Below are 12930 nucleotides of genomic sequence, written 5' to 3'. Positions count from 1 at the left end.
CCTACAGGGTGGGTGGGGCGGTGGAGGTGAGGTCCGGGATGGGTGCGCTCTCGGCGGCGGTACGGCGGATCATCCCGGACAGGTCCTCCGGCGTGATCTCCAGTCGGGCCGCTTCGGCGAGGAGCGGGTGGATGTACTGCTGGGTGAAGGCCTCGCGCCGCGAGCTGAGCAGCTGCTGCCGGGCCCCGTGGGCCACGAACATGCCGATCCCCCGCTTCTTGTAGAGGATTCCCGCATCCACCAGCAGGTTGATCCCCTTGTTCGCGGTGGCCGGATTGATCCGCAGGAAGGCCGAGAACTCGGTGGTGGAGGGGACCTGGGTCTCCTCCGGATAGGTTCCGTCCACGATCCCCTGCTCGATCCGCAGCGCCAGCTGGCGGAAGATCGGCTGCGAGGCGTCCATCTCCATGCGGCGCTCCTTCGGGGTCCGTTAGTACGTTGGTTCATTACTGATGTAACTAACCTAGCGGCCTCGACGCCCTCCTGTAAACCCCCTGCCGGAGGTTCGTTAGGCTGGCGGGGTGAAGATCGCCACCTGGAATGTGAACTCCCTCCGCGCGCGTGCCGACCGCGTCGAGTCCTGGCTCGAGCGCACCGATGTGGACGTCCTGGCCATCCAGGAGACCAAGTGCAAGGACGAGAACTTCCCCTGGGAGCTCTTCGAGCGTATGGACTACGAGGTCGCCCACTTCGGCTTCTCCCAGTGGAATGGCGTCGCCATCGCCTCCCGGGTGGGACTGGCGGACGTGCAGCGCACCTTCGCCGGCCAGCCGGCCTTCGGCAAGGGCGGGGTGGACCCGGTCCAGGAGGCCCGAGCGATCGCCGCCACCGTGGGCTCGGGCGAGGAGGCCGTGCGCCTGTGGTCGCTCTACGTGCCGAACGGCCGGGGCCTGCAGGACGAGCACATGCCGTACAAGCTGCAGTGGCTCCACGTGCTGAAGGAGCAGGCGGCGGCAGACCTCGCGGCCGACCCGTCCTTGCGCCTGGCCCTGACCGGTGACTGGAACATCGCCCCGCAGGACGAGGACGTCTGGGACATGCAGCTCTTCCTCGACGAGGGCCTCACGCACGTCTCTCCCGCGGAGCGCGCCGCTTTCCACGCCTTCGAGGAGGCCGGCTTCCAGGACGTGGTCCGCCCCCGCCACCCCGGGCCCGGCGTCTACACCTACTGGGACTACACCCAGCTGCGCTTCCCCAAGAAGGAGGGCATGCGCATCGACTTCGTCCTGGCCTCGCCCGCCCTCGCCGCCTCCGTCACGGACGCCTGGATCGACCGCGAGGAGCGCAAGGGCAAGGGCGCCTCGGACCACGCTCCCGTGGTCGTGGACCTCGGGGCCTGAGCCGGCCGGGCATGCAGTACCAGTCCGAGCTACGCGTCTACCAGCCCCTCGCCGCCTTCCCCGACGCCGTCCAGGCCCGGTACCAGCGGGCCCGTGGCCGTTCGCGGGCGGAGACGGAGAGCGAGGCCGCCCGGCGCGCCCGGCGCCGCCTGCTCCGGGACGTCACCGACCCGTTCCCGCACGGACGCGACCTGGTCCGGGTGCTGAGGGTCCCGGCCCCGGCCGGGGACGGCGGTCAGCGCAGAGGGGACACCGGCACGCCCGTCTCCGAGTACTTCTGCCCGGACGAGATGGCGCTGCGCTGCGAGCTCGCGGCCGAGCAGCTCACTGAGTCGCTGCGGCCTCAGATCTTCGACCAGCTGGTCCCCGAGGCGGCCCGCCGGGCCAATGCGGAGCGGCTGGCCGAGCGGCTGGAGTTCACGGACGCCGAGGAGCTGCACCAGGTGCATACCCGGACCGCGGTGTGGGGAGTGCCGGCCGGATGGTTCGCCCTGGTCCAGGAGCAGGACCGGGTGAGCGTGCTCGGGGACCCGGCCGCCCCGGACACCGTGCGTATCACCGTCCCGCTGGAACTGGCCCTGGAGCGGGCCCGGCACGCCGCCGTCGTGCTGTCCCTGCACGCACCGGACATGGACCTCCTGCATGACCTGACCCTGCTGGTCGCCTGGCTCGAGTCCTTCCACCCGGACTCCGTGGTGGAGCTGGACTACGGCGGCCTGGCGCGGCTGGTGTGGCCGGACGACTCCCCGTTCGACGTCCGCACCGCGATCGAATCACTCGAGGAGGGCGACGCGGAGTCTGCCGTGGTGGCCAATCACCGGATGGTGCGCCGGTGGCTGCCGGTGCGGCAATTGGGCCGCGCCAGCTGAGCACCGGACCACATGGGGAGTTCTCCCCATCGCGGAACGGCATCAGTCACGCTGTAATAGGCCTTACGTGATCAAGTGGCCTCCGGGCCGTCGTCGAGGGAGTCGACCACCATGGCATTCAGTGACTACAACATCTCCGCGGAGGCGGCACGCGGGATCGTCACCTCGGCGCGCAACCGATTCCAAGACCTCGACGGCATGGAGAACAAACTCGAGGCCACCGGCGATGCGGTGGCCTCCGCGGCCGACGAGGACAAGATCACGCAGGCGCTGAAGGACTCCTATACGACCTTTCAGCGCCCCTTCGTGGTGACGATGATCGAGACCGCTGACAACATCTTCAGCACCACGGACAACGTCATCAACATCTACGACAACGCCGATACCACCATGTCAGAGGACGCCCAGTCCAGCGCCGTCCGAGACATGGTCGACGAGGCCCAGAAGTATGACAATGTCCCTGACTACAGCGCCACCGATTCCACCGGCGACCAAGGCAAAGAGGAGACCTCCTGGTGACCACTCCCCTCGGACCCAGCCACGCGGGCATCATGTTCACGTCCTTCCTCCCCGACCCGCTTCCGGACGGGGAGGCCATCAAGACGGCGGCCCAGGGCTACGCCACCCACGGGACCACGATGGACGACGCCTACGTCGAGACCAACAACACGTGGGGCTCCCTGCCTGAGAGTTTCCAGATTCCCGAGCCGGACATGGCCACCACCGTGACGGCCCTCCGGGACATGGTGGAACCGCTCGGGTCCGCCGTGGTCGACGGCATCGACGACATCAAGACCGCCATGGACGCCTACGGCGACGCCGTCGTCGGGTTCAAGACCACACACCAGAGGCTCAAGGAGCGCGTGGACGAATACAACGCGCTGCCCGCCACCGAGTACACCGCCTCGCAGAAGTCCGAGGCCATCGACGATGGAAGCGTCCTGCCGACCACGCGGACGGAGACCCGCCGTGCCGTCCTCGAGACGGACCTCTACAACGCTCAGGAGGAGTACGAGGGATTTATCGATACCTGCGTCGCGGCTATCGAAGCGGCCACTCCGGCGGTGGTCAAGGACCAACCCGCAAACGTCGCGGCGAACATCAAGCTCATCCAGAAGTCCTACGAGCTGGCCGCCACGTGGTCCGAGCGCGGTGCCGCCTTCCGTGGAGCCGGTCAGGGCCGCATGCGGTTCCTCTGGCGAGCCGATGTCACCACACTCTCGGATTTCGTCAAGGACGGTGTCCCCGGCTGGAAGGCCGTACACACGGAGGGCACCTGGTTGAACAAGGCCCCCGACTGGTTCAAGAACAGGATCCCCGATCCCGCGGACTTCACGGACCTGCAGGCCGTCAAGGCGATGGACGCGTGGTACGAGAGGGGCATCACCAAGATGTCCCATACTGCCGACGTCTACAAGGGCATGCTGATGGCGGCCCTGCCCACCACGGTCCTGAATCAGTTGGACAAGCTGAAGAACACCAGGGTCGGCAAGTTCGTCAGCCTCAACTCGGTCAAGAAGGTCAACGGAAAGTGGAAGGTCGAGGTGAACGTCGGCGGCAGGCGTTCCTATCTGGTTCCGGAGAAGATCCGGTCCCAGATGGGAAAGTTCGACAAGGCCAATGACTTCTTCAAGAAAGTCGGGGAGAATCCGGTCGTCAAGAACGGCGGAAAGGTCCTCGGGGTCCTGGACATGGGGGCCACGTACTACGAGTCCTACGGCAACAACTACAACGAAGCGCTGCGGGAGAACCCGAACGGCTCTCCTGAGGAGATCCGCAACGAGGCCATCACCTCGACTGCCATCGAGGGCACAGCCGAGAACGCCGGCAAGGTGGTCGGCGGCGTGGTCGGCCGTGCTGCCGGTGCCGCCGTAGGCCAGGCGCTGATCCCCATCCCAGGAGTGGGCGCGGCCGTCGGAGGTTTCGTCGGCGGCGTGGTCGGCGACTACGTCGGGGGTAAGGTCGGGGCTGCTGCTGGCGAATTCATCAACGACTGGCGTCAGGGCGGCGCCGACAAGGCGTTCGGGGACGCCGGCAAGGCCATCGGGAACGCCGGCAAGGCTGTGGTTGAGGGCGTCGGGGATGTCGCGACGAGTATCGGTAAGAAGTTGTTCGGCTGGTGAGCCGAAACGGAAGGGTCTATTCCTTGAGCACTGTCACCATCACCGGTCGTACCGATCGGGCACAGATGACCATCCCGGAGCACTGGAGTGCCGAGGACATCCGGGACGAGATCGAGCTGCTGTCCGTCCTGAAGGGCAAGGACGGGGTCTTCGCCCCCAACCTGGTGGTCACCCTCAACGCCCACGACGGGTCCATGGCGGAGTTCCTCTCGTTGGCGGTGGGTAACGTCGCTCAGACCCTGGTCGAGGTCCGCTTCATCGACATCACCCTGTGGAATCCCGGCGGGGCCCTCCCCGGACAGACTCCCGCGCTGGATGGCCGGGCTGTGACCTATACCCACGTCTCCCCCGCGTCCGGCGAGGTCCTCCGCACCACCGAGTGGCTGTTCATCGAGAACGGGCTGGCCGTGCAGGCCACGGGAACCACGGCGGCGCCGGACTGGATGGCCCTCGGGCCCGAGCTGGAGCAGATCGCCTCCTCGTTGGTCCTATCCGAGGAGGCCGGCAGCCCCGGCGCTCCGATCAGCACCGAGTTGCCCGAGGGGGCCCTGGACGAACTGGCCAGCGGAGAATTGGGCTCCCCGGTCGAATCCATCAGTGGCATCGGCCGGACTCAGGCCTTCGACTACTCCGGAGCCTGGGTCCATGCCTCGGCCGTCGCGCTGCTGGACGAGATGGCCGAGGGTTTCAAAGTCGGCCGGCTCAATGCCGATTCCTACCGGGATCAGCTGGCCGAGCTGGAGAGCGCCGGACTGGCCCGGGGGACCAAGCTCACGGACACCGGGGAGTACGCGCGCCTGCACCTTGATGAGCCGGACGCCTCGTTCCGTATCAGTGCGGCCGGGTCCGGAGGGGCGATGTACTACCAGGCCTGGCTGTACGGTCCCACGGCCCTGGTCACGGCCGGCACCGGTTACCACGTCCAGGCTGGGCTCCAGTCTGATGAGGCACCGTCCCGGGACCACGTCAACGTCCGGATCTTCCCGATCACGGAGCTCGCGCGGGACATGGCCTCCTGGCTCGGCGTAAGCCCGGCCTGGCCATTGCCGGCCCTGCCGGCGGGGCAGCCGGCGGAGCGCCTCGAGCAGCGCTGGGTCGGCAACACCGAGATCCCCGAGGGCGCGAACCCGGTCCTGGCCGCGCTCTGGGCGCAGGACTGGTTCACCTGGGAACTCACCGCCCAGGGACCGGACAGCGAGATCGATCCGGTCGCCTACCTCAACGGCGGTCCCCTGGGGCACTACCGCCTCGGATCGGAGGGCGGGGTCACGTGGTTGATGCCCACCCCGTCGGTCTACGTGTACGACCAGTTGGACGACCTGATCGCGGCCGTCATCTACGGCCGGCCCGCCCGCCTGCGCTGACACGGACCATGGACTGCTTCGCCGTCCGGTACCTTCAGGGCATACCCTGACTGTCCACGTGGATCCGGAACCGAAAGGCCCCGCATGCTGTTGCGCACCATCCTGACCACTCCCGCATATCTGGGGATGATCGTCCTCATCGGCGGGGCCGTCGCACTGCTGTTCTACATCGCCTGGCGGTGCCTCAACGGGGACACCCGCACGTGGGCGCTGCTTCCGCCCTTCCCCTTCCAGGTCTCCAAGCACAACACCTGGCCGTTCATGCTCCTGATGATCGGCGTCACGCTGCTGACGGCTCTGCCCTCGGTGTTCTTCGAGGCCGCGGGCATGGAAGGGGCCCGCGCGGCCACGTGGAACGTCGTCCTCATCCCCCTGGCGCTGGTGGTCCTCTCCTTCTTCTGGTGGCCCCTGGCCTGGACACCGCACTGGTTCCGCGACTGGGCCGCACGGAACAGCCCCGGTGCCACCCCTTGGACCCTGAAGGAGATCGAGCGCGTCAAGGCGGCACCCGAATCCAGACGCCGCAACCGGGCTCTCAAGGACATCGCGCGCGTGGCAGGTGAGGAACACGTGGAGGGCTTGGTTCCGGACGGGGCGCTCGACAGGGTCCACGACCACGCCCAGTCACTTGATGAGAAGCACGGCATCACCGAGGACATGGGTGCCGTGGAACGGGCCAAGATCATCAAAGCCAACCGGGCCCGCTGGAAAGAGGAGAAACGGCGGCAGAAGTAACCCCGTGACCGCACCGAACCACGACATCCTCACCAACCCGGTCTCCAGGGCCTTCCTGGTCTTCGTCCTCGCCATCGCCATCGCCATCCTCTCCATCCCCTTCGAGGTCGTCGGCTGGGAGGACGGACGGCAGTTCATCTGGAACGGCCCCTTCTGGATCCCCTGGGTGGGTGTGGCACTGGGCGTCTTCTACTGGCCCCTGGCGCTCACCCCGGCGTGGTACAGGCGCTGGGTCAACCACGAGGACTACCCCGATGTCTCCCCGTGGCGGCCTGAGGAGGTCTCGGCGGTGATGGCGCGTTGCGCAGACCAGAAGCGGGACCGCATGATCCTGGACATGGGCCGGTGCGGCGTCGAGGTGAAGGCGGCATGGTCCGAGGCGGGTCTGCCCGGCGAGCCGCCCGAGGAGTGGTGGGAGAGGTCCAATCGCCAAGGCGCCCAGAGGTATGCCGAGATGGGCATCACCGAGGACATGGACGCCCTCCAGCGGGCCGAGATCATCCGCGAGCACCGCCAGAAGGCCAAGGCCGCCAGGAAGGCCGGCCGGCAGGCCGCGAAACGGCACCGGGACTGACCCGGCCCGCCGACTGACCGGCCCCGATGCCGTGGTGTGCCACTAGGCTGGGCCCATGACCACGGGACCGCTGAGCACCCCACCGTCCGAAGCCCGCAACCATCCGCAGAACCCCTGGTGGGTGGACGCCGTGATCTACCAGGTCTATCCCCGCTCCTTCGCGGACGCGGACGGGGACGGCATGGGGGACCTCGCCGGCGTCACGGCCCAGCTGCCCTACCTGGAACAGCTCGGCGTGGACGCGATCTGGCTCTCCCCGTTCTACGTCTCCCCGCAGAAGGACGGCGGCTATGACGTGGCGGACTACCGGGACGTGGACCCGCGCCTCGGCTCCCTCGCGGACGCCGAACGGCTGCTGGAGACCGCCCACGCGGCCGGGCTGCGGGTGATCGTGGACCTCGTCCCCAACCACACCTCCTCCGCGCACCCCTGGTTCGTCGAGGCGCTGGCCGCCGATCCGGCCACCGAGCACGGCCGCGCGGCCCGGGACCGATACATGTTCCGGCCCGGCCAGGGGCCGGACGGCGCCCAGCCGCCGAACAACTGGCAGTCCACCTTCGGCGGGCCCGCCTGGACCCGGACGCAGAACCCGGACGGATCCCCCGGGGACTGGTACCTGCACCTGTTCGACACCTCCCAGCCGGACCTGAACTGGCAGAACCCGGAGGTCGCCGAGGAGTTCGAGGACATCCTGCGGTTCTGGCTGGACCGCGGCGTGGACGGCTTCCGCGTCGACGTGGCCCACGGCCTGGTCAAGGCGGAGGGCCTGCCGGACCATGACGAGCGCCCGGGGATGATCACCGATTCCACCGCCTCCGGGCCGGCCACCGATGCGGACGCCGGCGAGGACGTCGCGGGCCACCCCGAAGACAACCCTCGGGACCACGCCCACCCGGTGCCGTACCACGACCAGGACGGGGTCCACGAGATCTACCGGGACTGGAACCGGGTTCTGGCCCGGTACAGCCACGAGCCGATGCTCGTGGCCGAGGCCTGGGTCTCCCCGCTCGAGCGGCTGTTCCGCTACGTCCGTCCGGGAGAGATGCAGCAGGCGTTCAACTTCACGTTCCTGCTGGCCGGCTGGGACGCCGTGCGCCTGTCCGACGCGATCACGGTCTCCCTCCAGGAGGCGGCGAAGGTCGGGGCGCCCAACACCTGGGTGCTGTCCAACCATGACACGGTCCGGCACGCCTCCCGCTTCGGGCTCACGGATCCCACCCGCTACCCCTCGGGCATCGGCGCCGAGGATGAGCAACCGGACGAGGCCCTGGGCTGGAAGCGGGCCCGTGCCGCCGCGATGATCGAGCTCGGCCTGCCCGGCTCCGCCTACCTCTACCAGGGCGACGAGCTCGGCCTGCCCGAACACACCACCCTGGAGGACTCGCTGCGCCAGGACCCCACCTTCTTCCGCACCGGCGGCGCGGAGAAGGGCCGGGACGGCAGCCGCGTCCCGATGCCCTGGCGCGCCGCGCAGACCGGGTTCGGCTTCTCCCTCGGTGCCGGCCCCGGGGGCCAGCAGGGGCACGACGTCGGCCCGGCGGCGGGCGCAGCGGCGGCACCCTGGTTGCCCCAGCCGGAGTCCTACGGGACCTATGCGGCGGACCGGCAGGTCGGCGTCGCGGGTTCGACCTTCGAGCTGTACCGGGAGCTGCTGGGCCTCCGCGGGGAGCTGGACCTGGGCACCGGCACCTTCGCGTGGTCCCGCCTGCACAGCCCGGAACTGGGCGTGCTGGCGTTCACGGTGACCACGGGCGGCGGGCAGCACGGGCATGACCTCGATTCCGGGGAGCGCATCCCCGAGCAGGTCGTGCTGGTGCTGGCCAACCTGGGCGAGACCGCGGTGGACGTGCCGGAGGACTACGCCGCCGCGATCTTCAGCCAGGACGAGGCCCTGCAGGACGGCCGGCTGATGCCGGACTCGGCAGCGTGGTTCCTCAGGCGCTGAGCGCCCGCCCCGAAGGCACGCGGCGGCCGCTCAGAACCAGTGCTCGGCCAGCAGCTGCAGGGAGCGTTCGCGTACGGCCGGGTCGAAGGCGTAGGTGACGGTGATCAGCTCGTCGGCCCCGGTGCGCGCCGCGAACTCCTCCAGCTGCCGCACGGCGGTGGCCGGTGAGCCCACCGCCTTGATCCTCAGCATGGGGTTGTCCAGCCCCGGCGCGGTGGCCGGGTCCACGGGCGGCTGGAGCTTGCGGCGCTGGCCGCCCGAGAGGTCCGCGAACATCTGGCCCAGCGTGGTGAACTCGCGTTCGGCCTCGGCGTCGCTGTCCGCCACCATCACGTTGATGCCGGCCATGACATAGGGCTCATCGATCTGGGCCGTGGGTGCCTCGGTGCTGAAGCTGTCCCGGTAGACGGCGATCGCGTCGTCGATCTGGTCCGGGGCGAAGTGCGAGGCCAGCGAGAACGGCAGGCCGAGCTGGCCGGCGATCGAGGCGCCATTGACGGTGGAGCCGAGCACCCACAGGGGGACCTCGGTACCGGCGGAGACCGCCGAGGCGATGGGGACGCTCCGGGCCTGGCCCTCCGAGCTGAACCACCCCTGGAGGTCGTAGATGCTCTGAGCGAAGGCCTGCGGTTCGGCGGAGGAGCGGCTCAGGGCCTGGGCCGTCATCATGTCCGTACCCGGGGCCCGGCCGAGCCCGAGGTCGATCCGGTCGCCGTGGAGGTTGGCCAGGGTGCCGTACTGCTCGGCGACCATGAGGGGTGCGTGGTTGGGGAGCATGACGCCGCCGGAGCCCACGCGGATCCGCTCGGTCACCGAGGCGGCCTGGGAGATGAGCAGGGCCGTGGCGCTGGCGGCCAGGTTCACCGTGTTGTGGTGTTCGGCGAACCAGAGCCGTGCGTAGCCGGCGTCATCGGCCAGCCGGGCGGCGGACATCGAGGCGGCGATGCCCTCACGGGCCGTCGAGCCCTCGGGGATGGAGACCAGGTCGAGAATGCTCAGGGGGACTGCCACGGTGCGTTGTGTCCTTTGCGGTCGGGAGGGATGTGGATCCCTTGGTGCAACCGCGCCCTGACCGGCTTCTATTCCCCTGCGCGCCGCACGCCGGCAGCGTTTCAGCACCGGGCCCGGACATGGAGAAACCCCGCGATGTAGAAGCTACGCGGGGTTTCAGTGGCTCCGACCGGCGTCGATCCGGTGACCTTTCGATTTTCAGTCGAACGCTCTACCAACTGAGCTACAGAGCCTGGCATCTCCGGAAAACCGGTGATCGCCAAGATCCTCCGGCCGGAAAACCGGCGATCGGAACATCCGAGCGACCCTGACGGGACTTGAACCCGCGACCTCCGCCGTGACAGGGCGGCGCGCTAACCAACTGCGCTACAGGGCCAGTGTGCGAGAACCAACTCTACCAGACCTTTTCCGGACTTCTGACCATCACTGCTCAGGCGGCCGGAGGGCCGGGTGCTGCGGTTCCTGCGTACCCCCAACGGGATTCGAACCCGTGTCGCCGCCGTGAAAGGGCGGTGTCCTAGGCCTCTAGACGATGGGGGCCAGAACACTTCGGGTTCCCGAAGTGGACCTGTAGAAGTGTAGGCGGTGCGGGGCCCGGACCGCAAACCTGCGCACACCCCCTCAGCCGCCGGGAGCGGGCAGGATGGAGGGGTGAACCATGAGAGCACTCCCCCACCGGACGGGCACCCGGGCGAACCCGGAGACGGAACCGAAGCGGCCGGCGTCGAGATGAACGAGGACGAGTTCGACCAGGCCGTGACCGATGCCCTGGAGGCCATCCCCGAGGCGCTGGCGCAGCGCTTGTCCAATGTGGCCGTCTTCGTGGAGGAGGAGTACGAGCCGGAGCCCTGGGAGGACCCGGGCACGGAGCTGCTCGGGCTCTACGACGGCATCCCCCTGACCGAGCGGGCCGAGATGCCCTTCCAACTCCCGGACCGGATCGTGATCTTCCGCGGGCCACTGTTACGGATGTGCGCCGACCGCGAGGAGCTCGTGGAGGAGATCACCGTGACGGTGGTCCACGAGGTCGCGCACTTCTTCGGGATCGATGACGAGACCCTGCACGCCCTGGGCTGGGGCTAACCACCGCTCGCTCCTCTCGCCGCGCGGCCAATCCGGCGACACGCCTGACAGGAGTGCAGAAATGACACGAGTGTTCTTTATGATTCCACTGAGGTCTGTGTTGCTTTTGTGACAAAAGTGCAACTATCCTCACTGTCGTGGCGCCTTTCTGGCAGGCCATGTGACCGTCGCGATGTATTTCCGTGACGGACATGTGACCACTCGCACCTCGGTCCGACTCGCCCCTGGCCGGACCTGCCCATCCCCTCGCACGGGTGCCACAGTGAGGAACTGCCGTGAACACCCGCCGCACCGTGGGCGTGACCGCCGTGGTGGCCGCCGTGGCCGCCACCGCACTGGCCGCCGCATCCCTGCCGGCCGTCTTCGAGGCCTCGTCGGACACCGTCCAGGCGAACCTCCAGCGCACCGACCAGTCCACCCAGACCGAGGCCGACATCTCCCGCCCGGAGATCCCGGCCCGTCAGGACGTGGTGGCCGCCAAGGAGAAGCCGGCCGCCAAGAACTCCATGGGCGAGCGGCTGCAGGCCTCCATCCGGCAGTCCGCCGATCGTGCGCGCCAGGCCGAGGCCCGAGCCCAGCAGGCCAACGAGGGACTGCGCGCGGCGAACGAGGCGCTGGCCGAGCGCAACGAGACCGCCGATTCCACCCGCCACCGCGCCGAGGCCGCCACCGAGGTCGCCGCGAAGGCCCAGGACGAGTCCGGCACCGTGGCCGCAGACATGTACCGGGGCGGCCGCTCCGGCGCTGCCGACGTCCTGCTGGGCGAAGACGATGTCCTGGCCCGCCAGGCCACCGCCGACAAGGTCGCCGCGGACAAGGCCCTCGCCGCCGAGGAGACCGCCCGCCGGGCCGCGGAGGCCGAGGAGCTCGCCCGCCAGGCCGAGGCCGCGAAGACCGCCCAGGCCGAGGCCACCGCCCGCGCCGAGGAGCAGCAGCGCCGGCTGGACGAGGCCGCCCGCATCGCGGAGGAGGCCGCCCGGCAGAACGAGGCGGACCGCGAGCAGCTCATCACCCTGCTGGCCGACCTCGAGGACCTCACCGTCGCCGAGGCCACCGCCTCCGTGGAGGCCATGGAGCAGTCCGAGCGGGACAGCGCCCTGCAGCAGGCCGTCGCGGCTTCCGAGCGCCAGGCGGAGGAGACGGCCGCCGCGCCGACCCCGTCCGCCGAGCCCGCCGCGCCGAGCGCGAGCACCGACCCTGCCAGCACGGCCCCGGCCACCTCGGTCCCCGTGATCCCGGCCGCTCCGGCGCCCACGCCGAGCGCCACACCCTCTGCCTCGGCCACGCCGAGTGCCTCGCCGACGCCGAGCTCCACCCCCACGCCGTCGGCGACGCCGACCGCTGCCCCCACGCGCACGGCCACCGCCACCCCCACGCCGACGTCCACGCCGACTCCGACTCCGACCCGGACCGCCGCCCCGGCGCCGACGCAGACGGCAAGCCCGAAGCCCACCCCGACGACCACGCCGAAGCCCACCCAGACCTCCGGACCCTGGGCCTCCACGGCCATCGACTGGGCCATCAACAAGGCCAATGAGTCCGGCTCCTACTACACGTGGGGCGGCAACGGCCCGAAAGGCTATGACTGCTCGGGCTTCACCCGCGACGCCTTCGAGGCCGCCGGCAAGTACCTGCCCCGCACCTCCACGCAGCAGTACCGGGCCGCCAAGCAGTACGTCCCGCTGTCCCAGCTGCAGCCCGGAGACCTGGTGTTCTCGACCTCCAACGGCGGGTCGAGCATGTACCACGTGGCCATCTACATCGGCAACGGACAGGTCGTCCATGCCCGCAACCCCAGCGTGGGCATCTCGGTGACCCCGTTGAGCTGGGTCAACAACATCCACCCCTACGCCGGACGCTACTGAGACGGCCGGCACCGCTGCCGG

12 protein-coding genes and 3 tRNA genes are annotated in these 12930 nt (G+C 69.2%); 10 read left to right on the top strand and 5 right to left on the bottom strand.

Annotation, left to right across the window (positions count from 1 at the left end; all coding sequences use genetic code 11):
* Position 1 precedes the first annotated feature (1 nt).
* Entirely contained in the window at positions 2 to 409 is a 408-nt protein-coding gene (locus tag RE421_RS03640; protein ID WP_396134572.1) for a GntR family transcriptional regulator, read from the bottom strand.
* Positions 410 to 521: 112 nt separating this feature from the next.
* Here RE421_RS03640 and RE421_RS03635 point away from each other — a divergent pair, with 112 nt between their 5' ends.
* The 8 genes from RE421_RS03635 to RE421_RS03600 all read left to right on the top strand — a co-directional run bounded on the left by RE421_RS03635 (position 522) and on the right by RE421_RS03600 (position 8950).
* On the top strand, positions 522 to 1340 hold the full coding sequence (locus RE421_RS03635) for an exodeoxyribonuclease III (protein ID WP_309814457.1): 819 nt from the start codon (positions 522 to 524) through the stop codon (positions 1338 to 1340).
* An 11-nt stretch (positions 1341 to 1351) separates the two neighbouring features.
* Complete coding sequence (locus tag RE421_RS03630; RefSeq protein ID WP_309814454.1) at positions 1352 to 2209, top strand: hypothetical protein; 858 nt, start codon at positions 1352 to 1354, stop codon at positions 2207 to 2209.
* Positions 2210 to 2320: 111 nt separating this feature from the next.
* Complete coding sequence (locus tag RE421_RS03625) at positions 2321 to 2728, top strand: hypothetical protein (RefSeq protein ID WP_309814451.1); 408 nt, start codon at positions 2321 to 2323, stop codon at positions 2726 to 2728.
* Entirely contained in the window at positions 2725 to 4332 is a 1608-nt protein-coding gene (locus RE421_RS03620; RefSeq protein WP_309814446.1) for a hypothetical protein, read from the top strand. The genes RE421_RS03625 and RE421_RS03620 overlap by 4 nt, the downstream gene beginning before the upstream one ends.
* 23 nt (positions 4333 to 4355) lie before the next feature.
* A complete protein-coding gene (locus RE421_RS03615; RefSeq protein WP_309814444.1) occupies positions 4356 to 5696 on the top strand; it encodes a hypothetical protein in 1341 nt (446 codons plus the stop codon).
* A gap of 84 nt (positions 5697 to 5780) precedes the next feature.
* The gene (locus RE421_RS03610) at positions 5781 to 6431 is read left to right on the top strand and encodes a hypothetical protein (RefSeq protein ID WP_309814441.1); all 651 of its coding nucleotides are present in this window, start codon (positions 5781 to 5783) and stop codon (positions 6429 to 6431) included.
* A gap of 4 nt (positions 6432 to 6435) precedes the next feature.
* Positions 6436 to 7005: a hypothetical protein gene (locus tag RE421_RS03605; RefSeq protein ID WP_309814438.1), complete on the top strand. Its 570-nt coding sequence runs from the start codon at positions 6436 to 6438 to the stop codon at positions 7003 to 7005.
* A 55-nt stretch (positions 7006 to 7060) separates the two neighbouring features.
* Positions 7061 to 8950 (top strand): alpha-amylase family glycosyl hydrolase, encoded by a 1890-nt coding sequence (locus tag RE421_RS03600; protein ID WP_309814435.1) that lies wholly within the window; start codon positions 7061 to 7063, stop codon positions 8948 to 8950.
* Between the two features lie 30 nt (positions 8951 to 8980).
* Here RE421_RS03600 and RE421_RS03595 read toward each other — a convergent pair whose 3' ends face one another.
* The 4 genes from RE421_RS03595 to RE421_RS03580 all read right to left on the bottom strand — a co-directional run bounded on the left by RE421_RS03595 (position 8981) and on the right by RE421_RS03580 (position 10501).
* Complete coding sequence (locus tag RE421_RS03595) at positions 8981 to 9961, bottom strand: LLM class flavin-dependent oxidoreductase (RefSeq protein ID WP_309814432.1); 981 nt, start codon at positions 9959 to 9961, stop codon at positions 8981 to 8983.
* A gap of 160 nt (positions 9962 to 10121) precedes the next feature.
* A tRNA-Phe gene (locus RE421_RS03590) sits at positions 10122 to 10194 on the bottom strand.
* 69 nt (positions 10195 to 10263) lie between these two features.
* A tRNA-Asp gene (locus RE421_RS03585) sits at positions 10264 to 10337 on the bottom strand.
* Between the two features lie 91 nt (positions 10338 to 10428).
* A tRNA-Glu gene (locus tag RE421_RS03580) sits at positions 10429 to 10501 on the bottom strand.
* Between the two features lie 189 nt (positions 10502 to 10690).
* Here RE421_RS03580 and RE421_RS03575 point away from each other — a divergent pair.
* On the top strand, positions 10691 to 11044 hold the full coding sequence (locus RE421_RS03575) for a metallopeptidase family protein (RefSeq protein WP_396134630.1): 354 nt from the start codon (positions 10691 to 10693) through the stop codon (positions 11042 to 11044).
* A 275-nt stretch (positions 11045 to 11319) separates the two neighbouring features.
* Positions 11320 to 12909: an NlpC/P60 family protein gene (locus tag RE421_RS03570; RefSeq protein WP_309814422.1), complete on the top strand. Its 1590-nt coding sequence runs from the start codon at positions 11320 to 11322 to the stop codon at positions 12907 to 12909.
* Positions 12910 to 12930: the final 21 nt, after the last annotated feature.

This window comes from Citricoccus sp. I39-566 (assembly GCF_031432995.1).
GTDB lineage: Bacteria > Actinomycetota > Actinomycetes > Actinomycetales > Micrococcaceae > Citricoccus > Citricoccus nitrophenolicus_A.
This window is presented reverse-complemented; position numbering and strand designations above follow the sequence as displayed.